The sequence below is a fragment of the Phytohabitans rumicis genome (genome assembly GCF_011764445.1).
GTDB lineage: Bacteria > Actinomycetota > Actinomycetes > Mycobacteriales > Micromonosporaceae > Phytohabitans > Phytohabitans rumicis.
Genome location: NZ_BLPG01000001.1, coordinates 6,956,074 through 6,981,603, shown reverse-complemented (window position 1 = coordinate 6,981,603; position 25,530 = coordinate 6,956,074). Strand labels below are relative to the sequence as shown.

General features: G+C 73.6%; 21 protein-coding genes, 1 tRNA gene and 3 pseudogenes. 17 read left to right on the top strand and 8 right to left on the bottom strand.

All coding sequences use genetic code 11. The annotated features are described in order from the left end of the window. Positions 1 to 7: 7 nt before the first annotated feature. From Prum_RS31760 to Prum_RS31750, 3 genes are all read right to left on the bottom strand, one after another. Entirely contained in the window at positions 8 to 1,054 is a 1,047-nt protein-coding gene (locus tag Prum_RS31760) for a tyrosine-type recombinase/integrase (RefSeq protein WP_173079806.1), read from the bottom strand. 55 nt (positions 1,055 to 1,109) lie between these two features. Beyond that, the gene (locus Prum_RS53965) at positions 1,110 to 1,244 is read right to left on the bottom strand and encodes a hypothetical protein (protein ID WP_281369059.1); all 135 of its coding nucleotides are present in this window, start codon (positions 1,242 to 1,244) and stop codon (positions 1,110 to 1,112) included. 385 nt (positions 1,245 to 1,629) lie between these two features. After that, positions 1,630 to 1,713 (bottom strand) — tRNA-Leu (locus Prum_RS31750). A gap of 173 nt (positions 1,714 to 1,886) precedes the next feature. On the opposite strand from Prum_RS31750, the gene Prum_RS31745 reads away from it, so the two are divergent. The 6 genes and pseudogenes from Prum_RS31745 to Prum_RS31720 all read left to right on the top strand — a co-directional run bounded on the left by Prum_RS31745 (position 1,887) and on the right by Prum_RS31720 (position 10,789). Beyond that, positions 1,887 to 2,285: a RidA family protein gene (locus tag Prum_RS31745; protein ID WP_173079805.1), complete on the top strand. Its 399-nt coding sequence runs from the start codon at positions 1,887 to 1,889 to the stop codon at positions 2,283 to 2,285. 52 nt (positions 2,286 to 2,337) lie between these two features. Further along, the gene (locus Prum_RS31740; protein ID WP_281369058.1) at positions 2,338 to 3,381 is read left to right on the top strand and encodes a fibronectin type III domain-containing protein; all 1,044 of its coding nucleotides are present in this window, start codon (positions 2,338 to 2,340) and stop codon (positions 3,379 to 3,381) included. A 234-nt stretch (positions 3,382 to 3,615) separates the two neighbouring features. Continuing rightward, entirely contained in the window at positions 3,616 to 6,270 is a 2,655-nt protein-coding gene (locus tag Prum_RS31735; protein WP_173079803.1) for a fibronectin type III domain-containing protein, read from the top strand. After that, positions 6,270 to 7,277, top strand: a complete 1,008-nt coding sequence (locus Prum_RS31730; RefSeq protein WP_173079802.1) for an AAA family ATPase — start codon at positions 6,270 to 6,272, stop codon at positions 7,275 to 7,277. The genes Prum_RS31735 and Prum_RS31730 overlap by 1 nt, the downstream gene beginning before the upstream one ends. Beyond that, positions 7,278 to 8,411 carry a DUF58 domain-containing protein gene (locus Prum_RS31725; protein ID WP_173079801.1) on the top strand — a complete coding sequence of 378 codons (1,134 nt, stop codon included), beginning with the start codon at positions 7,278 to 7,280 and terminating at the stop codon, positions 8,409 to 8,411. Positions 8,412 to 8,535: 124 nt separating this feature from the next. After that, a pseudogene (locus Prum_RS31720) lies at positions 8,536 to 10,789 on the top strand (transglutaminase TgpA family protein). On the opposite strand, the gene Prum_RS31715 reads toward Prum_RS31720, so the two are convergent. Further along, positions 10,752 to 11,540: an SDR family oxidoreductase gene (locus Prum_RS31715; protein WP_173079800.1), complete on the bottom strand. Its 789-nt coding sequence runs from the start codon at positions 11,538 to 11,540 to the stop codon at positions 10,752 to 10,754. The pseudogene Prum_RS31720 and the gene Prum_RS31715 sit on opposite strands and share 38 nt — an antisense overlap. 146 nt (positions 11,541 to 11,686) lie before the next feature. After that, positions 11,687 to 12,592: pseudogene (locus tag Prum_RS31710) on the bottom strand (LLM class F420-dependent oxidoreductase); the annotation flags it as partial. A 92-nt stretch (positions 12,593 to 12,684) separates the two neighbouring features. Here Prum_RS31710 and Prum_RS31705 point away from each other — a divergent pair. The 6 genes from Prum_RS31705 (at position 12,685) to Prum_RS31680 (ending at position 19,279) form a co-directional block, all read left to right on the top strand. Next, entirely contained in the window at positions 12,685 to 13,341 is a 657-nt protein-coding gene (locus Prum_RS31705) for a DUF3159 domain-containing protein (RefSeq protein WP_246278216.1), read from the top strand. Between the two features lie 137 nt (positions 13,342 to 13,478). Beyond that, positions 13,479 to 13,748 (top strand): hypothetical protein, encoded by a 270-nt coding sequence (locus Prum_RS31700; RefSeq protein ID WP_173079799.1) that lies wholly within the window; start codon positions 13,479 to 13,481, stop codon positions 13,746 to 13,748. Between the two features lie 113 nt (positions 13,749 to 13,861). Further along, entirely contained in the window at positions 13,862 to 14,044 is a 183-nt protein-coding gene (locus tag Prum_RS31695) for a hypothetical protein (RefSeq protein WP_173079798.1), read from the top strand. After that, positions 14,041 to 15,285, top strand: a complete 1,245-nt coding sequence (locus Prum_RS31690) for an ABC transporter substrate-binding protein (protein WP_173079797.1) — start codon at positions 14,041 to 14,043, stop codon at positions 15,283 to 15,285. Before Prum_RS31695 ends, Prum_RS31690 begins: the two co-directional genes overlap by 4 nt. Further along, positions 15,282 to 17,021, top strand: coding sequence for an ABC transporter permease (locus Prum_RS31685; protein WP_173079796.1), 1,740 nt, complete (start codon positions 15,282 to 15,284; stop codon positions 17,019 to 17,021). The genes Prum_RS31690 and Prum_RS31685 overlap by 4 nt, the downstream gene beginning before the upstream one ends. Next, a complete protein-coding gene (locus Prum_RS31680) occupies positions 17,018 to 19,279 on the top strand; it encodes a tetratricopeptide repeat protein (RefSeq protein WP_173079795.1) in 2,262 nt (753 codons plus the stop codon). Before Prum_RS31685 ends, Prum_RS31680 begins: the two co-directional genes overlap by 4 nt. Positions 19,280 to 19,287: 8 nt before the next feature. On the opposite strand, the gene Prum_RS31675 is transcribed toward Prum_RS31680, so the two are convergent. Together Prum_RS31675 and Prum_RS31670 are read right to left on the bottom strand one after the other, a co-directional pair. Further along, positions 19,288 to 20,034, bottom strand: a complete 747-nt coding sequence (locus tag Prum_RS31675) for an ABC transporter permease (RefSeq protein WP_218577417.1) — start codon at positions 20,032 to 20,034, stop codon at positions 19,288 to 19,290. Positions 20,035 to 20,101: 67 nt separating this feature from the next. Next, a pseudogene (locus Prum_RS31670) lies at positions 20,102 to 20,749 on the bottom strand (ABC transporter ATP-binding protein); the annotation flags it as partial. A 70-nt stretch (positions 20,750 to 20,819) separates the two neighbouring features. On the opposite strand from Prum_RS31670, the gene Prum_RS31665 reads away from it, so the two are divergent. From Prum_RS31665 to Prum_RS31655, 3 genes are read left to right on the top strand one after another with little or no spacing between them, the layout of a single operon-like run. Further along, positions 20,820 to 21,875: a sensor histidine kinase gene (locus Prum_RS31665; protein WP_173079792.1), complete on the top strand. Its 1,056-nt coding sequence runs from the start codon at positions 20,820 to 20,822 to the stop codon at positions 21,873 to 21,875. A gap of 2 nt (positions 21,876 to 21,877) precedes the next feature. Continuing rightward, complete coding sequence (locus Prum_RS31660; protein ID WP_173079791.1) at positions 21,878 to 22,534, top strand: response regulator; 657 nt, start codon at positions 21,878 to 21,880, stop codon at positions 22,532 to 22,534. Positions 22,535 to 22,594: 60 nt separating this feature from the next. After that, complete coding sequence (locus Prum_RS31655) at positions 22,595 to 23,164, top strand: ClpP family protease (RefSeq protein WP_173079790.1); 570 nt, start codon at positions 22,595 to 22,597, stop codon at positions 23,162 to 23,164. Here the strand turns inward: Prum_RS31655 and Prum_RS31650 are convergent. Further along, complete coding sequence (locus Prum_RS31650) at positions 23,161 to 23,952, bottom strand: alpha/beta fold hydrolase (RefSeq protein ID WP_218577416.1); 792 nt, start codon at positions 23,950 to 23,952, stop codon at positions 23,161 to 23,163. The genes Prum_RS31655 and Prum_RS31650 overlap by 4 nt on opposite strands. Before the next feature lie 144 nt (positions 23,953 to 24,096). Here Prum_RS31650 and Prum_RS31645 point away from each other — a divergent pair, with 144 nt between their 5' ends. Both Prum_RS31645 and Prum_RS31640 read left to right on the top strand, forming a co-directional pair. Then, positions 24,097 to 24,933 (top strand): NAD(P)H-binding protein, encoded by an 837-nt coding sequence (locus tag Prum_RS31645; RefSeq protein ID WP_173079789.1) that lies wholly within the window; start codon positions 24,097 to 24,099, stop codon positions 24,931 to 24,933. After that, positions 24,930 to 25,391 (top strand): anthrone oxygenase family protein, encoded by a 462-nt coding sequence (locus tag Prum_RS31640; protein ID WP_218577415.1) that lies wholly within the window; start codon positions 24,930 to 24,932, stop codon positions 25,389 to 25,391. Before Prum_RS31645 ends, Prum_RS31640 begins: the two co-directional genes overlap by 4 nt. Positions 25,392 to 25,530: the final 139 nt, after the last annotated feature.

The following is a 25,530-nucleotide window of genomic DNA, read 5'->3' as shown; positions in this document are numbered from 1 at the left end:
CCCCTGGTTACACCGCTGGTTGGTTGCCTAAGGCGAGTGGGTGTGGCTCGCCGGTGAGGGCGGACAGCGCGGCGGCGACCTCGTGGATGGTGGCCCGGATGTAGGTGGTGGTCGTTCCGGCGTCGGCGCTGCTGTCGCTGTGTCCGGCGTAGGCGCGGGCAACGCCGTAGCCAAAGGTTCGCTCCACCCACGTCAAGGTGGTGTGCCGGAGCCAGTGGGTGCTGATGCCCTGGGTGGTCACCCAGGGCAGGTGTCGGCCGATGCGGGTCCAGAGGTGGTCGTAGCGGCGGTAGGTGATCGGACGGCCGCTGCGGTAACGCAGCAACTGGCCGGTCGCTGGTGCGTGTCGTTCTTCAGCATGTGCCACAAGATGGGTCATCAGGGTGGGTGAGACCGGTTGCCACCGCACGGTGCCGCCCTTCTCCTGCAGCATGATCAGGCACTGGTCTGGGTCCAGGTCAGCCGGTCGCAGTGCAAGCGCTCCTCCACGCCGGCAGGCGGTCTCTGTATGCAGCCGCAGCAGCGTGCTGTCCAGCGCGGGGTCGTCACCTGTCGCGGCCGCGACCGTGTTGATCTCGGCCAGGCGCATGTCCATGACCGCCCGGCGAGTACTGGGCAGGCGCCGCGGCTTGGCCACCTTCCGGGCCGGATTGTCAGCCTCCGGAATGTGCCCATCCTTGACTGCATGGTTGTACAGGCACCGCATCGCCGCGATCAGGTGCTCCGCGGCACTGCGGCCACCGCGACCGTTGCGGCGCACGACCACGTTCTTCTTGACGTGCTCGGTGAGCCGTTCGATCTGCGACGGGGTTGGCTCATCCAGCCGCCGCGTACCCCATTCCTGCTCGATCCTCGCCCAGTAGCTGCCGTACACACGGCGGGTGCCGTCGCTGACCGCGGCAGCCACCACCGGGATGTACTCGGTGAACGTCGGCGCAGACTGGGTCGGCGTGGTCTGGAGCAGGTCCAGCGGCGAGACACCCAACCTCGCCAGCAGCAGCCGAGCAGCCTGCACCTCGGCCTGCCGTGACTCAGGGTTCGATGGCCCGCTCATGCCGCCTCACCACCCAGGACCGCGGCGTACAGCTGGTCGACCATCGCATCCAGCATCACCGGGGGTGCACCACCAGCCGGCCCTGGGCACGGTCGGCGGCCAGCAGGACGCGATCCCCACCGGCCAGATCGCACCGGTGGCGGACCACCGCCGGCAAGCGCACATGGCCCAGCCCAGTCACCGCGAACACACCACAAAGGTCAGCCCGGACCAGCACAAGCCCACGCACCTCGCAAATGTCCAGACGGGTACCGCCGACCCACCCAAGCGACCTGATCAAGGCACGGTCAGCGACCCGACCACGATCGTCGAGCGTGGCCAGCCCGTACACGGTGGCTCGGTCCCGGGCACGGGACAGCTCAGGCAGCGGTGGGCGCGGTGGGGCGGCCCAGCGGGCCTCAGCCCGCCCAGGAGCCAGGTATGGAACCACCGGGGACACCACACCGGCGCTCATCGGACCCACCCCCGTGCGGCGATGCCGATGCAGATGGGATGTCGCAGCCATGCGACCAAGGCGTGCTGGAACGCCCTTGACCACAGGCACTCAAAGCGTGGCACAAATGCTACAAATCGGTGTCCGAGGGGGACTTGAACCCCCACGCCCTATACGGGCACTAGCACCTCAAGCTAGCGCGTCTGCCATTCCGCCACCCGGACTTGTGCGTCCACTCTACCGGGCGCCATGGAACGGGCGCACCGTCCAGTAGCTGCCCGGCGGGCCGCACGGGGCATCACTGTACACGGCTCGGGCGGGCGACGCACAGCAGCCCACGCCGTCCACGACGCGGGCAAAATCCAGCGGCGACGGGGCGCCGGTCCCCCAGACTTCCCCATGACAATCACCCGCATCAACCCGGACAATCTGCACGATACTCCCGGATATCACCACGTCACGGTCGTCGCGGCCGGGCGTACGGCGTACCTGGCGGGGCAGTGTCCGCTGGACGCGAGCGGTGCGGTGGTGGACGGCGGCTTCGATGCGCAGGTCGACCAGGTGGCGGCCAATGCGGTGGCGGCGCTCGCGGCGGTCGGGGCCGGGCCGGAGCGGGTGGTCCGGACGGTGATCTACGTGGTGAGCGACGACGGGGCGGTGTTGTCGCAAGTATGGGACCGCTTCCTGGCCTCGCCGCTGGCGCCGGCGTTCACGTCGGCCAGCACGCTGCTGGGCGTGGCCCGGTTGGGGTTCACCGGGCAGCTCGTCGAGTTGGACGTTACGGCAGCTCTGGGGTAGCGACGGGACCCCGGGTAGCGCGACACGCAGGCCGGCAGGCAGCATGACGGGCGTGTCGCAGCCGTCTCACCTTGCCCTCGCGCAGCAGAACGCTCGTGCCATGCGCGACGCCGGTGATCTATCCAACGCCCGGGTGATGCTCGACCAGACGCTGGAGGGGGCTCGGGCCGCGCTCGGCGAGGATAGCCCGGAGGTGCTGGCCACCGCGCATGTGCTGGCCGGCCTGCACCGGGAGGCGGGCGATCCGGCGGCGGCGCGGCGGGTGCTGGAGGAGGCGTACGGGGCGGGGCAGTTGCGGCTCGGCGACGCGCACCCGCTGATGCTGGCGATCTCGTTCGACCTGGGCGGTGTGGCCGAGGAGCTCGGCAACCGGCACGAGGCCCGCCGGGCGTTCGGCCGGGTGGCCGCGCACGGGCCCGCGGTGCTCGGCGACGAGCATTGGACGGTACGGGCGGCGCGGGAGTACCTCGGCGACGCCCAGCCGTCGGTGGAGCTGACCATCCCGCCGGAGCTCCCGCCGCCACCACCGCCGATGCAGTTTCCCTCGTCAGCGGCGTTCAGCATCCCGAGCGCACCGCAGCCAAGTGCGCCACCCGCCCCGATCCACCCGGCACCGGTCCACACGCCCAACTACAGCCAGGAACCGACGTACCAGGTAAGGCCGCCTCGCCGGGTGCGCGGCGCGACAGTGGCCGCGATGATCGCGGCGGCGGCCGCCGTGGTGGCGGCCGGGTTCGTCGGTATCCAGGTGTTCATGAACAGCGGGGGCGACGACCCGGGTACGCGGCAGACGCAGGGACCGCGGCTGGCCGGCGACCCGCCCACCGAGCTGAGCCTGCGGGTGGACGGTACGGCGATCACGGTCACCTGGAAGGACCCGAGCGACGGCACCGTGCCGTTCATCGTGTCGGGTGCGCAGACCGGCCGGCAGCACCGGGCGATGGCCACCGTCAGCCCCGGCGAGACGACCTATACCATCAACGGGCTCAATCCCCGGCTGGGCTACTGCTTCACGGTTCTGGCCGTCTACAGCACCGACCAGTACGCCACATCGGGCCAGGTGTGTACGGAGCGCAACTCCCCGACTCCGCAGTAATCCACAGTTACCAAGATCACGCGCAACTGGAACGACCTGCGCGGAAGCCAAGGTCATCGGGGTTATCCACAGCCTTGGTGGGGTGTATCCACAGCGGGTATCCCGCTACCCAAAAGTGGCCCTATGATGGCACCCGGCATTTTGGGGGAGGAACGCAGCACGATAGCGCGTGGGCTACCGGGTCCGCGTACGGGGTGGGGAGGACGGCCGACTGTGGTCACCACAGGCACCGGCATGGCAAGCGCAACACCGACAAGCACACCGGAGGCACCAGGCAAGCGCCGATCGCTCAAGCGCGGCGGCCTGGTCACGATCGCCACGGTTCTGGCGCTCGTGGTCGCCATGGGCCTGACGATTCTCGGGCTGGGCGCCGCCGACCACGCGGTCGCCAACTACGACGCCAGCGCCTGGCTGTGGAGCACGGTGCGCAGCGAGATGGCGCGGGTCAACGGCGTCACCGGCCGGGTCGACACCCGCCTACAGATCCCGCGCGGCCAAGGGCACTCGATGCAGGTGACCCAGACCGACCGGTTCCTGCTCCTGCGCGACCTCAACACCGGGCAGGTCAGCTCGCTGGATCTGGCCACGCTGCAGGTCACCGCCACCACCCAGACCACCGCCGGCCTCGGCGTGAGCGTCGCGCTGCAGGACGACGCGGCGTTCGTCGTCGACGCGGTGCAGGGCGTGGTGCGCCAGCTCGACCCGCGTTCGCTGGTGCCGATCGGCGAGCCGGTGCGCTACCCGCCTGGCCTGACCGGCGGCCATTTCGACGGCGGCGGCAACCTGTGGGTGGCCGTGCCCAGTGAGGGCACCGTGTCCGCGGTGACCGCGGCGCCGCTGCCCTCCGAGCCGGCGGCCGCGGGCGGCGCCGGTGGCAGCGGGGTGAGCCCCAAGCAGATCCGCACCGTCGACGTGGCCGACCCCAGCCACGACCTGACCATCTCTACGCTGGACAACGGCGTCGCCGTGCTCGACCGCACCACCAAGACGCTGACCACGGTCCGCGGCGAGCAGAAGAGCACCACCCCGCTGACCATGAACGGGTTGGGTGCGCTGCCGACGCGTACGGACGGCGGGAAGATCCCGGTGACGGTGCCCGACGAGCGCCACGTGTGGATCGTCGACGACCACGCGGTCAAGGACTTCCCGGTGCCCGGCGACGGCGCCAAGCTGCAGCCGGCGGTCGCCTGGGCCGGCCGGTTCTACGCCGCCGACGAGTCCAGCGGCACGGTGTACGTCTTCGACGAGAACGGCCAGCTGGTCAACAAGTTCGAGGTCAAGGGCGCCAGTGGCCCGCTCGAGCTGGAGGTGCGGGAAAACTACCTGTTCATCAACGCACCCAACTCGCAGGTCGCCACGGTGGTCGACGACAAGCACCAGGTGCGCGAGGTCGACAAGTACGCCAACGACGTGCTCGGCGGCGACCCGCCGCCCCCTCCCCCGCCGCCGGTGGAGAAGGACCCGCCGGTCGGCAAGCCGGGCGCACCGCGGTCGGTGACCGCCACGGCGGGCAACGCCGAGGTACAGGTGAGCTGGCGGGCCGCCAACCCCAACGGCGCCGACATCACCAAATATGTGGTGGAGGGTGCTGGCAAGACCATCGAGGTGGGCGCCAACCAGCGTTCCGTGCAGATCACCGGCCTGGTCAACGGCCAGGAGTACCGGTTCTCCGTGCACGCCGTGAACGAGGAGGGCGCCGGTCCGGAGCGGCAGAGCAACCCGGTCGTGCCCACCTCGGAGGTGCCGGACCCGCCGGCCAGCGTGACCGCCGAGGCGCGCCCGGACGGCACCGTCGCGGTCACGTGGCCGGCGGCCAACGGCCAGGGCCTACAGATCAAGAAGTACGTGGTCACCGCGGTCGCGGCGGGCGCCACCGCGCCGGCCGGCGAGTCGACCTCGACCGAGCTGGTCGTCCCGGCCGGCGAGCTGGAGTACGGCAACCAGTACGCGTTCCAGGTCGTCTCGGTCAACGAGCGGGGCGGGGCGTCCGAGCCGTCGCCGATCAGCGGCAGCGTGGTGCCGTTCAAGGTGCCGGACGCGCCGCCGGCCGTGCAGGCGACCACGGTCGCCGACAAGGCCGGCACGATCAAGGTCTCCTGGGCGACGCCCGCGGAGAACGGCCGGCCCATCACGAAGTACGTCGTGGAGGCCAACGGCAACAAGCAGGACGTCACCGGCAACGCGGTCGAGCTGACCGGCTTCGGCGAGGGCGAAACCGTCACGGTCAAGGTGCGGGCCGTCAACGAGGCCGGCGAGGGCCCGGAGGTCACCGGCACAGCGCGTACCGTGGCAAAGCCAACCGTCACCGTGACCGGCGGCGGCGTGACCGAGACCACGGCGACGGTCACCGTGAGCGTCAACGACGGCGGCGGCCAGGCCTCGTGCAAGCTCACGGCGGGCGGCAAGACCGTCAGCGGCGGCTGCGACTCGCTCAGCGTCACCGGCCTGCAGCCGGGCACGGCGTACGACTACACGTTCACCGCCACCAACGCGGCCGGCGACGGCACCGCGTCCGGCACCCGGACCACCGAGAAGGTGTACGGCAAGTCGGTCTGCGTCAACAACACCGGCAGCAGCGACCCGGCGCAGCGGGTGTGGTGCAACGACAGCGGAAACGGCATGGGCGTGTTCAGCGGCACCTCGCTGAGCACCACGCAGATCGGCCGCGGCAGCAACGGCGGGCAGATCGAGGCGATCTGCCACACCACCGGGGAGGGCATCAACGACTACGTCTACAACCCCGGCAAGATGGGCACCAGCCCGGACGACAGCACGAGCGTCTGGATCCGGATCCGGTGGAGCGGGGCCGAGCGGTACATGTCGTTCGCCTGGTTCAACGTCAACGGCGTGTCCGACCCGGACGACCTCGGACCCCTGCCGAGCTGCTGATGACCGCGACCGTCAACCACCACGTCGAGGCGCTGACCCCGCAGCACGTGCAGGGCTTCGCCCAGCTGGCCGCGCGGCTGGCCGACAACATCGGCGCGGTCGTGCTGGGCAAGCCGCAGGTCGTGCGGCTTGCCCTGACGGCACTGTTCGCGCAGGGGCACGTCCTGCTCGAAGACGTGCCCGGCGTCGGCAAGACCACGCTGGCCCGCGCGATGGCCGCCACCATCCGCGGGCAGTGGCGGCGTATCCAGTTCACGCCCGACCTGCTGCCGGCCGACGTGTCCGGTGTGACGATCTTCAACCAGGCCACCCGGGGGTTCGAGTTCCACCCCGGGCCGGTCTTCGCCAACGTCGTCATCGCCGACGAGATCAACCGGGCCTCGCCGAAGACGCAGTCCGCGCTGCTGGAGGTGATGGAGGAGCGCACCGTCACCGTCGACGGCGTACGGCACCCGGTGCCGCGGCCGTTCCTCGTGGTCGCGACGCAGAACCCGGTCGAGATGGACGGCACCTACCGGCTGCCCGAGGCGCAGCTCGACCGGTTCCTTGTCAAGCTGTCGGTGGGCTACCCGAGCGAGGCGGTCGAGATCGAGGTGCTGCGGGGAGCCACCATGCGCTCGCCGGAGGCACTGGAGGCGGTCGCCGACACCAACATGCTCGGGCAGATGGTGGCGATGGCGCAGCGCGTGCACATCGCCGACCCGCTCTACGCGTACTCGGTCCGGCTGGCCGCCGCCACCCGCAACCACCCGCACGTCCGGGTCGGGGTCAGCCCGCGCGGGGTGATCGCCCTGACCCGCGCGGCCTGCGCGTACGCCCTCATCGAAGGGCGCGGGTTCGTGCTGCCCGAAGACCTCAAGACCCTGCTGGAGCCGGTCTTCGCGCACCGGATCCTGCTGTCCTCCGACGCCCAGCTGCGCGGGGTCACCTCCGCCGACGTGCTGCGCGACGCGGTGCAGCAGGTGCCGGTGCCGCTGCCGGCCGGCCACCAACCCCCGCCCGGATAGATGCGGCTCACCCCGCGCGGCATCGGTTTGGCGGCCAGCGCCGGCGTACTGCTGGTGGCCGGCTTCTGGGCCGGCTACCCGGAGCTGACCGTGCTCGGCAGCGCCGCCGCGATCGCGAGCGGATGCGCGTTCGTCCACGCGGCGTGGCGGCCCGGCCTGGCCGTCACCCGGGTCGCCGACCCCGACCGGGTGGCCCGCGGCGACCCGGCCACGATGACGCTGACCGTGCGCAACACCGGCCGGCTCGCCTCGGCCAGCCTGATCGCCGAGGACCGGTGCGGCGCCCGGCCGGTGCCCGTGCCGCTGCTGCGCCTGCGCCCCGGCCGCGACACCACCGTCAGCTACCCGGTGCCGACCCACCACCGGGGCGTGATCCCGGTCGGCCCGCTGCGGGTCACCCGGCGCGACGCGCTGGGCCTGGTCGCGCTGGCCCGGTCGCACGGCCAGACCACCACGGTGTGGGTGCACCCGCGGATCCACCACCTGACCGCCATCCCGGCCGGGGTCGCCCGCAGCCTCGACGGCCGCCTCGACCGGGTGCCGCACGGCACGATCACCTTCGACTCCCTGCGCGAGTACGTCGTGGGCGACGAGCTGCGCCGGGTGCACTGGCGTACCAGCGCGAAGGTCGGCGAGCTGATGGTGCGCGAGGACCTCGACACCAGCCTGCCGCGCCTGGTCGTGCTGCTGGACGACCGGGCGGCCGCCCATCCCACCGAGAGCGTCGACGAGACGTTCGAGTCCGCCTGCGAGGCCGCCGCCTCCATCGTCGCGGCCGCCACCCGCGAAGACGTGCCGGTCACCTTGCACCTGGTGTCCGGGAGCGCGACCAGCGGCGGCGACTTCCTGGACCGGCTGGCCGAGGCCGCGCTGCACCGCGACGGCGACCTGGGCGCGGCCACCACCCGGCTGCGCCAGCAAAAGCCCGGCGACACGCTCATCTTCCTCACCGGCCCGGGCGGGGCCGCCGACCTGGGACTCGTGGGCGCGCTGCGCGGGCCGTACCCGGCGATCGTGGTCGGGATGTTCGGCTCGCACGGCCCGACGCCGGCCGCGGTCGACGGCATGATCATGCTGGACGCCAAGGACGGCACGGACTTCGCCGCCGAGTGGGAAGGCGTCCAGCGGTGGTGAGCGAGGGCGGCGGCGCGGCAGCGTCTTCCCGGCGGCGCGGCGAGCCGGGACCACTCGCGAACGCTGCCGCCGCCGGGAAGGCGCTGCCTCCAGGCGCCGCCGCGCTCGCTCACCTGGAGGCACGGTGGTGAGGCTGTTGCGGGGCGCCGTCGTACCCGTGGTGCTGGTCCTGCTCGTGGCGCTGACCGGTGCGGCGCTGGCGCGGATCTACGCCGGCCCGCTGCTGCCCCAGCTCGTGGTCGGCGCGGCGATCGGGTCGGTCGGCGTCAGCGCCGCCACCCGGCGGATGCCGTCGTGGCTGGTCGCGCCGGTCTCGGTGACCACGATGGCGATCTACACGGTGCTGGCGTTGCAGCTGGCCGCGTCCCGGGCGCAGCTGCCCGGCGGCCTGGCCGAGGTGCTGTCCGACGCCGCCCGCAACGGCATCCCGCGCCTGCTCACCGCCATGATCCCGGTGGAGCCGACGCCCGACACGGTGCTGGTGCCGGTGGTCGGCGCCTGGCTGGCCGGGCTGGCTGGCACGGAGATCGCGGTGCGCGCCGGCCGGGTGCTGCTGGGCTACGCCGCGCCGGCCGGGCTGTACGCCGGCGCGCTCTACGTCGTGGGCCCCAACGCCGACCCCGCGGTATGGCCGACGCTCGCGTTCGCGGCGATCGCCGCCGCCGGCCTCGCGGTGACCGGACGGCCGCCCACGGCCGCCGCGCCCGGCGAGATCACCGCGCCGGTCCGGACCGCCATGCGGGTACGCGTCGCCGCCAGCGCCGCCGCCGGGCTGGCCGCGGTCGTGGTGCTCGCCGCGACGGTGGGGCCGTTCGTGGCCGACCAGGTGGGTACCCGCCCCGTCGACCCGCGCAAGTACGTCCAGCCGCCGCAGATCGACAGCCTCGACGAAAACCCGCTGATCCGGATCTCCGGCTGGGCGCTCAACCCCGACCAGCACCTGCTCGACGTGGCCAGCCAGCCCGGCGGCCCGCTGCGGATCCGGCTGGCTGTACTCAACGACTACGACGGGATCACCTGGCGGGTCGGCGCCACGTACCGCAACGCCGGCCGGGTGCTGCCCCCACCCAGCGTCCTCCCGAACTCCACAGTGGACACCGTCCGGCAGGACATCACGATCGCCGACCTCACCGGGCGGCTGCTGCCCGCGGTCGCCTCCCCACCGGGGTGGACGGGGCCCGGGTGGCGTACGACCCGGGCAGCGGCACACTCATCCGGCCCGAAGGACTCACCGCCGGACTGCGCTACACGGTCACCTCCACCCGCGAAGCCCCGGACCTGGGCCTGCTGTCCGCCGCGGACGTGCCATCCGGCGACGCGGTGGCCCGGGTCCTGCGCCTCGGCGAGGGCGTGCCCGAGCAGATCCAGCGCCTGGCCGACCAGATCGCCGCCGAAAACGGCGCGCCGTACCAACGGGCGGTCGCGATCGAGGAGTTCCTCGGCACGCACTACCGGATCTCGGCCGACGCGCCCAGCGGCCACGCGTACCCGAACCTGGGCTTCTTCCTGTTCGGTCCGCGCAACGGCGGCGGGCAGGAGGGCACATCCGAGCAGTTCGCCGCGGCCTATGCGGTGCTCGCCCGGCTCATGGGCCTGCCGACCCGGGTGGTCGTCGGCTTCCAGTCGGCGACCGGCAACGGCCCGGTCCGCGGCGCCGACGCGTTCGCCTGGCCGGAGGTGCTCTTCGAGGGCGTGGGCTGGGTGCCGTTCGACCCGATGCCGAAGCCGGACACCGAGCCCCGCCCGGTCGAGGAGGACTTCAAGCCACCCACCGACCCGCCGACCGAAGAGCCGACCAACGCGCCCACCGAGACCGCCGAATCGAGCGCCCCGGCCACCCCGATCGCCGACGCCGGCACGTCCGGCGGCGCCCTGACCGGCGCGGTGATCGCGGGCGGGCTGAGCACGCTGCTGGTGCTGGTCCTGGGGGTGCCGCCGTCGCCGTCCTGACCATGCGACGCGGGCTGCGCCGGCGCCGCCTGGGGCACGGGCCGCCGGCGCAGCGGGTCGCCGGAGCCTGGCTGGAGGTCAGCGACGCGCTGCGGCTCGCCGGCCGGCCGGCCGGCTCGCACCTGGACGCCACCGAGGTCGCCACGCACGCGCACGTCGCCGCCGAGGGCCGGCGGGCCACCCAGGTACGCAAGGCCGCGCCGCCGCTGGACGACCTGGCCGGCCTGGTCAACCAGGCGACGTTCGCCCCGTTCGCGACGGACGAGGCACAGGCCCAGCGCGCCGGCGCCCAGGCCGTGGCGTACGCGGACGAGCTGCGCTCGCGCCGCTCCTGGTGGCGCCGCCTGTGGTGGTCCCTGCACCCCGGCCCGCTGCGCTGGTCCCGCTCCGCTAGCCGCCGCCGAGGCGAGCCACCATCGTCCGCATAGCGCCCAGCCAACCGTCCGGGTCGGCGGCCTTGCGTTGGGTGTACGCCGCGACCTCCGGGTGCGGCAGGATCAGGAAGCGCTCCTCGGCCAACGCGTCCACCACCGACCCGGCGACCTGCTCGGGGGTGAGCACCGCGCCGGACGCGGCCGTCACCAGGGCACCCACGTGCCCGGCGGCCAAGCCGTCGGTCAGCATTGGCGTACGCACGCCCTGCGGGCACAGCGCGCTGACCCGGATGCCCCGATCGCCGTACGTGACGGACAGCCACTCGGCCAGGCCCAGCGCGGCGTGCTTGGTGACCGTGTACGGCGCGTCGCCCACCGCGGTCAGCAGCCCGGCCGCCGAGCAGGTGTGCAGCAGGTAGCCCTCGCCGCGCGCCAGCATCCCGGGCAGCACCGCGCGAGCCGCGTACACATGGGACTGCACGTTGACCGCCCAGGCCCGCTGCCAGTCGGCGTCCGGCGCCTCGATGCCGAGCCCGACCGTGATCCCGGCGTTGGCGCAGAACAGGTCGATCCGGCCGTACCGCTGCTCGGCGGCCGCCACCAGCCCGCGTACCTGGTCTTCGTCGGTGACGTCGACCTGCTCCCCGACGCCGCCGATCTCCGCGGCGACCGCGCGGGCCGCGGCACCGTCGAGGTCGGCGACCACCACGCCGGCCGCGCCCTCGGCGGCGAACCGGCGGGCCAACGCCGCCCCGATGCCGCCCGCCCCGCCGGTGATGACCGCGACCCGACCGTCCAGCTTCATCCTCAGACCTCCACGATGGACGGGGCCTGCTGGTTGGCTCGCTCCGCTCGCTTCGGCCCCGGTTGCCGGCTCAATCCGGGCTGATCGCTCCGCGCCCAGCTCCTGATTGATCCGGCCCCGGGGCCGAGGCCGGCCAGGGCCGGTGGTTCGGGCGTGGGCAGCAGCGCGAGGACGGGCGTGTCGACGCCCGCCTTGACGTACTCCTGGATCAGCCGCCGGCACCGCTCCGGCGATCCGTGCACGATCAGCTCGTCGACCAGCTCGTCCGGCACGGCCGCGGCGGCACCGCGCCGGTCACCGGCCGCCCACGCCCGCCACACCGGGTCCAGCACCGGGGCCCGGCCCAGCCAGCGGTGAAACTCCGCGTACGCCGGCACGGTCAGGTAGGCGGCGATCAGGCGGCGGCCGGCGGCGCGGGCGTAGCCGGCGTCCTCGGTCGGGCAGACGAAGATCCGGGTGACGATCTCGAACCCCGGGCGGCGCCCGCCCAGCGCGTCCACCACCCGGGGCAGGTCGGTGGCCGCCAGCCAGTTCAGGATCGTGCCGTCCGCCTCGGCCGCCGCCAGCCGCAGCATCCCGGGGCGCAGCGCGGCCAGCAGGATCGGCGGCGGCACCGCGGGCGGCCGCTCCAGCGTGAACCGGCGCACCGTGAACGTGCCGAACTCCCCGTCCACCGTGTCGCCGCGCAACGCCGCGCGCAGAAACCGCAGCACGTCCCGGCTGCGGCCGTACGGGTCGGCGAAGGGCACCGCGTTCCACCCCTGCACCACGACCGGCGAGGACGCGCCGATGCCCAGCACGAACCGGCCCGGCGCCGCCTCGGCCAGCGCGGCGGCGCTCATCGCCAGCAGCCCCGGCCCGCGGGTGAACACCGGCGCCACCGCCGTACCCAGCCGCAGGTCCGGCCGCCACGCCGCGGCCAGGGCCAGCGGCGTGAACGCGTCGGCGCCGGCCACCTCGGACGACCACAGGTCGGTAAAGCCCGCCTCGGCCAACGCCGCGTACACGCCGGCGTGCTCGGCCAGCGGGACACCCGACAGCGGCACCGTCATCCCCCAGCGATCCGTCATCGCCCGATCCTGCCATCTCCGATGGTTCCCTCGCTGTGTGACTGACCCGCATCGCTAGGTTAGGGTCTCCTAATGTGAGGGACGAGTCGCTCGCCGATCTGCTCGGCGGCAGGCGTGGCGCGGTCGACGCCACACTGCCGCCGCTGGCTTTCGCGGTGGGCTGGCTCGTGGCCGGGCATTCCCTGTGGGGCGGGGTGATCGGCGCACTGGCCGTCGGCCTCGCCGTGGCCGGCTGGCGACTGGCCCGTGGCGACCGCCCGCGCGCCGTACTCGTGGGGCTGCTCGCGGTGTGCGTGGCCGCGCTGATCGCGTTGCGCACCGGGCGGGCGGCCGACTTCTTCCTGCTGCAGCTCGTGACGAACGCGGCCAGCGCCCTCGCCTGGACGGTCAGCATCGTGCTGCGCTGGCCGCTGCTGGGCGTGGTGGTCGGCACGGTCCTGCGCCAGCGCACCCGCTGGCGGCGCGACCCCGACCTGCTGCGCGCGTACGGCCGGGCCAGCTGGATCTGGGTGCTGCAGTACGCGGTGCGGCTCGCCGTGTTCCTGCCCCTGTACGCCGCCGACCAGGTGATGGCGCTCGGCGCGGCCCGGGCCGTGCTGACCTGGCCGCTGGTCGCCGCCTGCCTCGCGGTGAGCTGGTGGGTCATCCGGCGCTCGCTACCCCCCGACCACCCCGGCCTCCGCCACCCCGTCACAACTCCCGCGGAGCCCGCCCTCTCCACAGCAGACTGACCTGTTAGCAAGGGACCCTTCCTCGTCAAAAAGCGATAACAAGGTGCCCTTCCTTGCATCTCCGGGAGCGCTCCCGCGAGCCGGGTTGCGGTTCTGTTGCCAGGCGGTTACCGTCTGCGCGCGGTCCCCTGGGGGAGGTGAGGAACGCGCTCCGGATCGATGACCTCGTGGTGCCGGTGCCGGACGACGGCAGCCAGCTGCGCCTGTCCGTGCGCGTCAGGCCCGGGGAGATCACCGCGGTCCAGGCCACGCCCGCCGCCGGCACGGCACTGGCCCGCACCGTCGCCGGCCTCGCCGCCCCGCTGTCCGGCCGGGTGTACGTCGCCGACCGCGACGTCACCGACCAGCCGCCGGCCGCCCGCCAGATCGGCTACATCCCCGCCGGCGGCGGACTGCTGCCCACCTGACGGTCCGCGACAACATCGAGTACGGCCTGCGCCGGCGCGAGGTCGTCCGGGAGCTGTCCCGCGACTGGGCCGCCACCGTCACGCACCGCCTCGAACTGGTCCCCACCCTGGAGTTGCGCCCTCACCAGCTCTCCGACGCGCAGCGGCTGCGGGTCGCGCTCGCCCGCGCCGCGGTCTGCCTGCCCGAGGCCCTCGTGGTGGACACCCCCGACCCCGAGATCACCCTCCCCGACCTGGTCGCCCGCGCCACCCTCCCCGCCACCCCGCAGATGGCGGTCCTGGTGATCACGCCGTGACCGGCCCGACGCGGCGCGCGGTGCTGGCCGCCGGCCTCGCCGCCGTCACCGCCGGGTGCGCCAGATCCAGCGGCGCCCTGGAGGTGGCCGTCGTGTGGAGCGGCAGCGAGCTGGGGCTGTTTCGGGACGTCGTACGCAGCTATCCGGGCCGGCGCGTGGAGGTGATCAGCGCGGGCGACGAGATCGACGCTCTGCTGCGCGCCCGGGACCGGGCCGGTGCCCGACCGGACGTGGCCATCCTGCCCCGGCCGGGCCTGGTCGCCGAGTACGCCCGCGCCGGCCGGCTCGAACCCCTCGACGCCACGCTCGCCGGCCGCTTCGCCACCCCGTGGACCGAGCTGCTCACAGTGGACGGTCAGCTCTACGGCGCGTGGGTGAAGGCGGCCCACAAGTCGCTGTTCTGGTACCTGCCGTCGATGCTGCCCAACCCGCCACGCAGCTGGACCGGGCTGCTGCAGATGGTCGAGTCGACCGCCCGCGCCGGCGGACCGGCCCCCCTCGCAATCGGCGCGGCGGACGGCTGGGTGCTCACCGACTGGCTGGAAAACCTGCTCGCCGGCTTCGAGGACGCCGACCTGTACCGCAGCCTCGCCGCCGGCGAACCGCGCTGGGACGCCTGGCAGGTGCGCAACGCGTTCAACGACCTGGCCCGGATCTGGAGCATCCCCGGCGCGGTGGCCGGCGGCGCCCAGCGCGCCCTGCTCACCCAGTTCGAGGAGTCGGTCATCCAGGTGACGAGCCGGCGCGCGGTGACGGTGTTCGAGGGCGACTTCGTCGCCGGGACGGTACGGCGCTTCCAGCCGCCGGAGGGCGCCGAAGACCCGCGCACGTTCCGCTTCCCCGGGTTCGGCGGCCGGCAGCCGCTGGTGGTCGGCGGCGACGCGGCCGTGGTGCTGCGCGACTCGCCCGACGGCCGGGACCTGGTCGACTGGCTGACCGGGCCGGACGCCTTCGCGCCGTGGATCGCCAACGGCGGCTACCTGTCACCCAACCTGTCGATCCCGGTGCAGCGCTATCCACAGCGGACCTTCGTCGCCGAGATCCGCAACCCCGGCGACGGCTTCCTGTTCGACCTGTCCGACCAGATGCCGGGCAGCCTCACCGGCTTCGACGGGCAGGGCGTGTGGAAGATCCTGCAGGACTTCTTCGCCGCCGTCACCGCCCGGGACGCCGACCCGCGCGGCGCGGTCGACGACGCGGTCCACGCCCTCAACACCGCAGCGAGGCGAGCCCAAAAATGAGCGAACGCGGGGTGCTGCTCGGCGAGACCCTGGTCCTCGACGACGTGGGTCCGGCGCGACGCGGCCGGGCGTACCCGACCGTCGGGACCACGGCGGCGCTGCTGTTGCCGGCGGCGCTGCTGCTCGGCGGCCTGGTGCTGTGGCCGGTGCTGCGCACCGCGTACGCCAGCGTCACGGACGGCGGCCGGTTCGTGGGCCTGGACCACTTCCGCACCGCGCTGGCCGAGGACGGCGGCTGGACCGTGCTGGGCCGCACGCTGCTGTGGGCGGCGGTGGTGCCGGCGGTGGTCACGGTCGCGGGCTACCTGCTGGCCGCCGCGTCGCGGCGGACCTCCAGCGGCCGGCTGGTGACGCTCATCCTGGTCGCCCCGATCGCGCTGCCGCTGGTGGTCACCGGCGTGACGTTCCGGCTGCTGTACGACCCGGATCCGGACCGGGGTACGGCCACCTGGCTCACCGGCGGGCTGTGGCTCGGCCCCAAGATGATCACGGTGGCGCTGATGTCGGCGTTCGTGTGGGCCTGGGTCGGGCTGGCGGTGCTGGTGTTCCGGGCCGCGTTCGACGCGCTGCCGCCGGTGCTTTCCGACGCGGTCCGGGCGTACGGCGGCACCCGGCTGGACGCGTTCCGCGACGCGCACTGGCGGCCGCTGCTACGCCGGACCGTGGCGATCGTCTTCGCGCTCGTGGCCCTGGCGACGGCGCGCACCTTCGACCTGATCCTGGTGATGGCGCCCGGCTCGGTGCTGGACGAGGCGTCCGTGGTGTCGGTACGCATCTGGCAGACCTCCGGCGGCACCGTGACCGGCCCGTCGGCCGCGCTCGGCGTGCTGTGGCTGGCGGCGCTCGGCCTGGGCGTGCTGGGCGCCGCGCTGTGGTCCCGGCAGGCGTGGCCGCCGCCACCGCGCCCACCGGTCCCGCCCGCGACACCGTCCACTGTGGTGCCGAGGCTGGTACGGCGGGTGCTGCCACCGGTGGCCGCGGTGTGGTGGGCCATCCCCCTCGTCGTGCTGGTGGCCACCTCGCTGCACGCGCCCCGGGAGGCCGCCACCCAGGGCTGGTGGACCGCGCCGGTCGGGCTCGGCTCGTACGAGTCCGTCTTCGACGGCGGGCTGGCCCGCTCCCTCACCCTGACCGCGGCACTGTCCATCGTGGTCACCGTCGTGGTGCTCGCGGTGGCGCTGCTGGCCGCGTACGCGCTGGCGTGGCTGTCCCCGCCCGGCGCGCAGGCCGCCGGCGTCGTCCTGCTCGGCGCGGCGGTCGTGCCGGTACAGGTGATCGCCGGCCCAGTCACCGAGGTGCTGGACTGGATCGGGCTGGCCGGCTCGTTCGCCGGGCTGGCGCTGGTGCACGTGGCGCTCGGCGCGCCGTTCGCGGTGCTGGTGCTGCGCAACGCCCTCGCCGACGTCCCGCTGGAACGGGTCCGGCAGGCCCGGCTGGCCGGCCGTCGAGAGTGGAGCGTGCTGGCCCGCCTGGCGCCGGCCACCGTGCCGGCCGTGGTGGCGGTGTGCGTGCTGGAGTTCGTGCAGGTGTGGAACGACTTCGTGGTGGGCCTGCTCTTCGGCGGCCCGGACGCGCTCCCGCTCGGGCTGGCGCTGTACGGCCAGACCCGCCAGTTCGTCGCCAACAGCGGGCCGGTGGCGGCCGGCTCGGTCATCGCCTCCGTGCTGCCGGTGCTGCTCGTCATCGTGTTCCGCCGGCAGGTCGTGCGCGGCCTGGTCACCGGGGCGATGAAATGAGATGGCAGCGGGTCAGCGCGGCCGTCGTCGTGGCGGCCTCGCTCGCCGGCGGCATCGCCACCAACCTCATCGCCAACGAGGTCGGCACCAACCTCGGCCCCCTCGCCTGGGCGGTGGCCGGCGCCCTGGCCACGGTCGCCGGGACGGTGCTGATCGTCCTGGAGGTACGCAAGCGGCGCGAGTTGGAGTGGCAGCAGGCGTCCGAGCCGACCCCGCCGGTCTCGCCGCAGCCGGCCGGCGTGCCCACCGACCTGCCGTACATCTCCGGGTTCGCCGGGCGGACCGACGACGTCACCTGGGCGCGCAAGGCCCTGGAAACGGAGCACGCCGTCGCCCTGGTGGGCCGGCGCGGCGTCGGCACCTCCGCGTGCGCGGTGCAGGCCGCCAACACGGTGCGGGACCGGTTTCCGGACGGGCAGGTGTATCTGGACCTGCGCGCCAACGGCCGGCCGCTGCGCCCCCGCCAGGTGCTGGCCGCGGTCGCCCGCAAGGTCGGCGCCGCGCGGCCCCGCTCCCCGCGCGCCGCCGACCTGGCCGTCACCGGCGCCCAGATCCGGCACCGGCTCGGCGAACGCCGCGTCCTGCTGGTGCTCGACAACGTCGCCGACCCCGCCCAGGTGCGCCACCTGCTGCCGCCCGCCGCGCACTGCCGGCTGCTGCTGGCCGGCACCCCCATGCTGTCCACTGTGGATGGTGTATCGGCGCGCCGGCTCGACGAGCCCGACCCGGCGGACGCGGCCGAACTGCTGGTCGCCGCGCGGGCGTCCGCCGCCAGCCGGGGCCGCGGGCTCGACCCGGCCGCCGACCCCGCCACCCCCGACCTGGTCGAGCTGTGCGGCCGCCAACCGAGGGCGGTACGGGCGCTGGGGCACCAGATCGGCCGGCACGGCTGGCCCACCACCGAACTGCTCGCCGAGCTGCGCCACGCCGTGGTCGCCCCGCCGCACCAGCGCATCCCGTACGCCGAGTCGGTGCCGCTGCTGACCGGGCGGGACGTGGCGTACGCGGCGCTCAGCGGCCCCGCCCGGCGCCTGTTCCGGCTGATGTCGCTCGCCCCCGAGCCGCTGGACCGGGACGCGATCGCCGCGCTGCGCACCCGCCCCACCGAGGCGCTGCGGGAGTTGGCCGAGGCCGGGTTCGTCACCGCCGCCGACGGCGGGCGGTACGCGATCCGCCCGCTGCTGGCCGCGTACGCCCGGCTGCACCTGCGCCAGGACGAGCCGACCCGCAGCCGGATCCACGCCCAGGCCCGGCTGGTACGCCACCTGGCCCGCCGGGCCGAACGCGCCGACCCGGACTGGCTGCAACAGCACCACGACCTGCTCCGCGCGCTGGTGACCGAGGTGGCCGGCATGGCCGGGCCGGCGCCGCTGCCGCGCCGGGTACGCCGCTGGTGGTTCCGGCTCGCGGTCGCCCTGTGCACCTGGTACGCCGCCGAGGACCGGCTCGACGAGTGGGAGGCGGTGTGCCAGGCGGTGCTCGGCACCCGCATCGCCGGCCAGCGTTCCACCCTCACCGGCTGGGCACACAACGAGCTCGGCGTGATCCGGCGCCACCGCGGCGACCCGCACGGCGCCGCCGTCCAGCTGACCCTCGCGGTCACCGAGCGGGGCCGGCGGGGGCAGGCGCAGGCGCGTACCAACTTGGCGCTGGCACTGCTCGACCAGGGCGAGGTCGACGCGGCGATCGAGCACCTCGAACGCGCCCGCCGGCACCGCTCCCCCGCCGACCGCGCCGGGCTGGCGCTGACCGACCTGGGCCTGGGCGCCGCCTACCTGGCCCGCGGCGAGCCGGCCAAGGCCCGCCACCGGCTCGTCCAGGCCGCGAACACGTTCGAGGCGCTCGGCGACCGGCGCGGGTACGCCGCCGCGCTGACCAACCTGGTGCTGGCCCAGTGGCGGCTCGGCGAGCACCTGGACGCGGCCCACGCCTGGACCGCCGCGCTGTCCGTCTACGCCGGGCTCGATGATCCGGCCGGCCGGGCCGCCGCGCTGCTCAACGCCGGCGCCGCCCTGGTCAACACCGACCCGCCGCGCGGCGAGCAGGCCCGCAAGCTGCTCACCGAGGCGCTGCGCCTGCGCGGGCAGCGCCGCCCCGACGCGGGGCTCGGCCGGACCCTGCTGCACCTGGGCGACGCCGAGATGGCCCTGGACCGACCCGACCGCGCCCGCGAGCACTGGGAGGACGCCGCCGCCGTGGCCGCCGAGGTGGGCGACCCGGAAGCTGCCGCGGCGGCCGCCGAACGCCTGGCCGACTAGGGCGCGTCCTAGGCGTCGCGGCGGCGCAGGGACAGGTAGCCCGCCGCCAGGGCCGCCGCCGCCCACAGGGCCAGCAGGGCCAGGCCGGTCCACGCCCCGTAGTCCCGGGCCCAGCGCGGGTCGTCCTGCGGGCCGGCCAGGTGCATGACGACCCAGCCGGTCTGGTCCGGCAGGTACTGCGTGACCGCCTTGATCGCCGGGATGTTGCCCAGCCCCTGCGAGCCGAGGAACAGCACCGGCAGCAGGATGCCCAGCACGAGCGCGGTGTGCCGCAGCGCCGCCGCCACCCCGATCGCGAACGCGCACATCAGCGTCAGGTACAGGCAGGCACCGACCAGGGCCGGCACCACGCCGTCCGCGCCGAGCGAGGTGCCGTACGGGCCGAGCCCGGCCTGCGCCACCACGAACGTGACCGGCACCGTCACCACCGCGACCACGGCGGCCACCAGCGTCCCGGCGAGCACCTTGCCGGCGTAGAAGCGGGCCCGGTCCGGCACCGCCGCCAGCGAGGCCCGGATCGTGCCGGTCGAGTACTCGCTGGTCACGGTCAGCGCCCCGAACACCACCAGCGGCAGCTGCCCCAGCGTCAGCGGCATGAACCCGGCGACGAGGGGGTCGAAGTTCTCCAGCCGGTCGTACGCGTTTCGCCAGCTCAGCCCGAGCAGGTAGGCCAGCCCGACGCTGAGGGCCACCGCCAGCAGCAACGTCCACACCGTCGACCGCACGGTCCGGATCTTCGTCAGCTCAGCCCGCACGAAGGCCCCCACGTACGCCGCCCACCAGCCGCAGGAACGCCTCTTCCAGCGAGCCCGACCCGTGCGCCTCGACGAACTCGCCGGTCGGCGCGTCGGCCAGCAGCCGCCCGCGGTCGATCACGATGAGGTGGTCCGCGGTCAGCGCCATCTCGCTCATCAGGTGGCTGGAGACGAACACCGTGCGCCCCTCCGCGGCCAGCCCTCTGATCAGGTTCCGGATCCACAGGACGCCCTCCGGGTCGAGCCCGTTTACCGGCTCGTCCAGCAGCAGCACCGGCGGATCCCCGAGCAGCGCCGCCGCGATCCCGAGCCGCTGCGCCATGCCCAGCGACAGCGCCTTGGCCCGCTTCCCGGCCGCCTCGTCGAGGCCGACCAGCGCCAGCACCTCCCGCACCCGGGCCGCCGGGATCCCGTTCGTCTGCGCCAGCCACAGCAGGTGGTGGTACGCCCGCCGGCCGCCGTGCGCCGCCTTCGCCTCCAGCAGCGCCCCGACCCGCCGCAGCGGCTGCCGCAGCTCCCGGTAGCGCACGCCGTCGATCAGCACCCGCCCACCGGTCGGCCGGTCCAGGTCCAGCATCATCCGCATCGTCGTGGACTTGCCGGCGCCGTTCGCCCCGAGAAACCCGGTCACCCGCCCCGGACGCACGGTGAATGACAACCCGTCCACCGCCACCGTCCGCCCATACGTTTTGCGCAGCTCATGTACCTCGATCACGGGCACCACGCTAGGAACGGGCCGGTCCGCGCACAGTCCTCCAAAGTCGCGGCGCACGTACTCTTCGGTCGTGGGTCGTCATTTCCTCGCCGCCGGCGTCGTCGCCGCGGACACCGCGCTGCTCGTCGCCGGGCACCGCGGCCCGCTGTGGGTGGCCGCCCTCTACGCGGTCACCGCCGCCCTGGCGTACCGCATGCCGCTGGTCGCCTTCGGCGCCGCGCTGGCGCTCTCGACGGTGGGTGGCGCGGCGTTCGTCCTGCTGCTCTGGACCGGCTACCTGGCCGGCCGGGCCATCGCCACCCGGCGCGACGCGCTCGCCGTGACCGCCGCCGCGCTGGCCGCCGTCGCCGTGCAGGCCGCCCGCGCACCCCACGGCCTGCCCCAGGTCGCCACCACCGCCGTCGTGTTCATGGCCCTGCCGCTGCTGGTCGGCCGCTACCTCGCCCAGCAGGACCGGCTGGCCGCGACCCTCGCCGACCAGGCCCGGCTCCACGAACGCCTGCGCATCGCCCGGGACATGCACGACTCGCTCGGCCGCCGGCTCAGCCTGGTCTCCATCCAGGCCGCCGCCCTGGAGGTCACCCCGCTGCCGCCGCCCCAGCAGCGGGCCGTGCGGCAGCTGGCCACCGCCGCGCGCCAGGCCATGACCGAGGTGTACGAGGTGGTCGGCGCGCTGCGCGAGCCCACCGACGTCGCCGCGCTGGTGGCCGATTTCCGGGCCGCCGGGGTGCCGGTCACGCTGTCCGCGCCGGCCCAGCCGCTGCCCCCGGCCGCGTACCGCGTCGTGGAAGAAGGGCTGACCAACGCCGCCAAACACGCCCCCGGCCAGCCGGTCGCCGTCGCCGTCGAGCGCTCGCCGCGCGACCTGCGGGTCACCGTCGTCAACCCCGCGCCGTCGCGGCCGGCCACCGCCGGCGGCCACGGCCTGATCGGTCTTTCTGAGCGGGTACGCCTTGCCGGCGGCCTGCTGCGCCACGAGTACTCGGACGGGGCTTTTCGCCTGTCCGCGCTCCTGCCGCACGCCGCGCCGGCGGTGCCGCGGGTACGCCCGGTGCTGCTCGGCGTCGCCGCGGCGGCCCTGATGTTCATCGTGCTGCCCGCGAGCCTGCTGCTAGGCGTGGGCTGAGCGTGATCCGGGTCCTGGTGGCCGACGACGAACCGCTGATCACGGCCGGCATCCGTACGGTGCTGGAGTCGGCCGGCGACATCGAGGTGGTCGCGGAGGCCGGCGACGGGCGGGCCGCCGTGGACGCCGCCATCCGGCACCGCGCCGACGTGGCCCTGCTCGACATCAAGATGCCGGTGCTGGACGGGCTGGCGGCGCTGGAGGAACTGCGCCGGCAGGTGCCCGGGTTGCGCACCGTCATGCTGAGCTCGTACGGCGCCGAGCCGCACGTGCTCAGCGCCCTGCAGGGTGGCGCGGCGGGCTTCGTCCTCAAGAACTGCACGCCCGACGAGCTGATCCGCGCCGTCCGGGCCGCCCACGCCGGCGACGCGTACCTGTCCCCCGCCGTCACCCGGCTGGTGCTCGGCATGGTCACGCCCGCCGAGGCCGGCCGCCGCCGGGAGGCCGCCACCCGGCTGCGGACGCTGGCACCCCGCGAGGCCGACGTGGTCCACCTGATCGCCGAGGGGCTGTCCAACGCCGACATCGGCCGGCGGCTGGGGATGAGCGAGCCCACCGTCAAGACGTACGTGAGCCGGGTGCTGACCAAACTCGACTGCGCCAACCGCGTCCAGGCCGCGCTGCTGGTCCGCGACGCCGGGATTTCGCCGTCGGCGTAAGGCGTGCGCTGACAGCGAACGGTGGCTCCCTTTTCGCCGGCCCGTCCCTACGGTGATCACATGACATCCCCTGCTGGCACCCTCGACGACTCGGTCTACAACAGGCTGCTCCGCGAGCGGATCATCTTCCTGGGCAGCGAAGTCACCGACGAGGTGGCGAACCGCATCTGCGCGCAGCTGCTCCTGCTCGCCGCCGAAGACCCCACCCGCGACATCACCCTGTGGATCAACTCCCCGGGCGGATCGGTGTACGCCGGCATGGCCATCTACGACACGATGCAGTTCATCGACAACGACGTGTCCACGGTGGCCATGGGCATGGCCGGCTCGATGGGCCAGTTCCTGCTGTGCGCCGGCGCACCCGGCAAGCGCTACGGCCTGCCGCACGCCCGGATCGTCATGCACCAGCCGCACGGCGGCATGGGCGGCACCGCCTCCGACATCGCCATCCAGGCCGAGCAGATGGTCCACATCAAGCGGATGCTGCTGGAGCTGATCGGCCGCCACACCGGCCAGTCGTACGAGCAGGTGGTCCTGGACGCCGACCGGGACCGCTGGTTCACCGCCGAAGAGGCCCGCGCGTACGGCTTCATCGACAAGGTCATCACCAAGGTGCCCTCGCTCGGTTAGAGAAAGCCCGCGATGTCCTGGGCGACCCGGTCGGGCTGCTCCCACAGCACCAGGTGACCGGTGTCCTCGTACACGACCAGGCGTGAGCCGGGGATGGCGGCCGCGAGCGCTTCCTGCTCCGCCCGGGGCAGCAGCTCGTCGCGGCCGCCCCAGATGATGAGCGTCGGCGCGGCGATGGTGCCGGCCTCGGAGGGCGGCGCCGCCGTACACAGCCCGTCGAGCGCCTTGCGCCACACGTGCGCGGGCATCCGGACGCCGTCGTCGACCCGGTCGTCCAGGTACCACTCGGGCACGTCGTGGTGGCGCGGAAACCACTCCAGGGACGCCTTCACCCAGGCCCGGTCGACCGGATCGGTGAGCTTGTCGACGTCGTCGGCGAACGGCGGCCGTTCCCGCAGGCTGCGCGGCGTCCCGACGAGGACCAGCCCGGACACCCGGTGCGGGCAGCTGACGGCGACCTGCTGCGCCACGTACCCGCCGCTTGACGAGCCGACCAGCACCGCGGAGGCCACCCCCACCTCGTCCAGGAACGCCTCGACGTCGCCGGCGTAGTCGGACAGGTCGTACCCGTACGGCGGCTTGTCGGCGCCGCCGTGGCCGCGCTGGTCCGGCGCCAGCGCGCGGATGCTCTCCGGCAGCGCCGGCATCAGCCGGTCGAAGCTGCCCAACGACTCGCCCCAGGCGTGGAGCAGGACCACCGGCAACCCCGACGGATCGCCGCGCTCGACGTACGGAACGGTCAGCCCGGTCCGCAGCCACACCACACGCCCATGCCCCTCCTGGCGCACATCGTGATCGTAGGTCGGCGCCCGCGTGCGCGGCGCGATTTGCGCATTGTTCAGCGCCGGCCGATGTTACGTAACTCATATTGTACGGACTTCAGACCTAAGTACTATGAGACTCGTAATATACGGCAAGCGGAAGGATGCGCCATGTACCTGGTGACTGGAGCGACCGGCGTCATCGGACGCCCCCTCGTCGAAACCCTCCTCGCGGAGGGCGTCGAGGTCCGGGCCGTCACCCGCGACCCGCACAACGCTGGGCTACCGGCCGGCACCGAAGCCGTCGCGCCCGAGGCGATCCCCACCGCGCTGAAGGGTGTTCGGGGACTGTTCGTCCATCCCCGCGCCGCCAAGGACAGCATCGAGGAACTCCTGCGACTGGCCGCCGACCAAGGCGTGGCGAAGGTGGTCGTCATGTCGGCGATCAACGTGGACGACGACCCCGACCACCAGCCCTCCCGGTTCAACGGCGACCGCAACACCGAAGTGGAGCGCGCCGTCACCGGCGGCGGCGTGCCATGGGTGGCGGTGCGGCCCAGCTCGTTCGCGATGAACACGCTCGGCATGTGGCGCGGCCAGCTCGCCCTCGGCGACACCGTCCGCGGCCCGTACCCGGGATTCGCCGAGGCCGTGATCCACGAGCGCGACGTCGCCGAGGTCATCGCCCGAGCCCTGCTGGACGACTCCCTGCTCGGCCGCAAGATCCCGATCACCGGGCCCGAGGCACTGCGGCTCGACGAGCTGGTCCCGATCATCGGCGAGGTGATCGGCCGGCCCCTGCGCTTCCAGGAGGTCCCGGCCGAGATGGCCGCCCAAGCAATGACCCGAAACGGCCTCGACGCGGGTTTCGTCCAGGCGCTCATGGCCCGCTACCAGCGCGAGACGCAACGACCCGCGACGGTCACCGACGAGGTCGCCAAGATCCTCGGCCGGCCCGCCCGCACCTTCGCCGACTGGGTCACCGACCACAAAGGAGCATGGTCATGACGAGGTACGCGCGCTTCGCCAGCCTGCTGTTCGCAGGACTGTTCGCCGGATTCCTCACCGGGGTCCTCGTCCTGGAGCTCTCCCTGCGAGGCTTCGACAGCAGCGTCTACACCCAGGTCCGGCTGGTGGAGCTCGACTCCCTCGACAAGCTCGCCGTCGCCACGCTCCTCCCGGCGCTGATCGCCACCGCGGTGCTGCTCTACCGGACCTTCCGCACGAACACGCGATGGCTGACCGTGGCCGCGCTCGCCCTCCTGGTCTTCGTCTTCGGCCTCACCCTCCTGGTCAACCTGCCGATCAACGCCGACCAGCTCGACTGGAACGTCCAATCCCCGCCGTCGGACTGGACCGACGTGCGGGACCGCTGGCAGATAGCCCACGCTCTCCGGACCGTGGCCGGCGTCCTCGCCTTCGCCGTCCTCGCCCTCACCGCCCCCCTGCCCACCCGAAGCCGATAGAGACGCCCACCACAGCCCCTCGATCAAGGACCCCCTCGCCGTTCCCCCTCGATCAAGGACCTCCCCGCCGATCAAGGACCTCCCCGCCGATCAAGGACCTCCCCGCCGATCAAGGGCATATGGCCGTGGTTTGATCTCC

Bases quoted from the DNA above. Each gene is read 5' to 3' on its own strand.
- Prum_RS31760 (WP_173079806.1), bottom strand. From the start codon at position 1,054: ATGAGCGGGCCATCGAACCCTGAGTCACGGCAGGCCGAGGTGCAGGCT.
- Prum_RS31745 (WP_173079805.1), top strand. From the start codon at position 1,887: ATGACAATCACCCGCATCAACCCGGACAATCTGCACGATACTCCCGGA.
- Prum_RS31735 (WP_173079803.1), top strand. From the start codon at position 3,616: ATGGCAAGCGCAACACCGACAAGCACACCGGAGGCACCAGGCAAGCGC.
- Prum_RS31730 (WP_173079802.1), top strand. From the start codon at position 6,270: ATGACCGCGACCGTCAACCACCACGTCGAGGCGCTGACCCCGCAGCAC.
- Prum_RS31725 (WP_173079801.1), top strand. From the start codon at position 7,278: ATGCGGCTCACCCCGCGCGGCATCGGTTTGGCGGCCAGCGCCGGCGTA.
- Prum_RS31715 (WP_173079800.1), bottom strand. From the start codon at position 11,540: ATGAAGCTGGACGGTCGGGTCGCGGTCATCACCGGCGGGGCGGGCGGC.
- Prum_RS31685 (WP_173079796.1), top strand. From the start codon at position 15,282: ATGAGCGAACGCGGGGTGCTGCTCGGCGAGACCCTGGTCCTCGACGAC.
- Prum_RS31680 (WP_173079795.1), top strand. From the start codon at position 17,018: ATGAGATGGCAGCGGGTCAGCGCGGCCGTCGTCGTGGCGGCCTCGCTC.
- Prum_RS31655 (WP_173079790.1), top strand. From the start codon at position 22,595: ATGACATCCCCTGCTGGCACCCTCGACGACTCGGTCTACAACAGGCTG.
- Prum_RS31645 (WP_173079789.1), top strand. From the start codon at position 24,097: ATGTACCTGGTGACTGGAGCGACCGGCGTCATCGGACGCCCCCTCGTC.
- Prum_RS31640 (WP_218577415.1), top strand. From the start codon at position 24,930: ATGACGAGGTACGCGCGCTTCGCCAGCCTGCTGTTCGCAGGACTGTTC.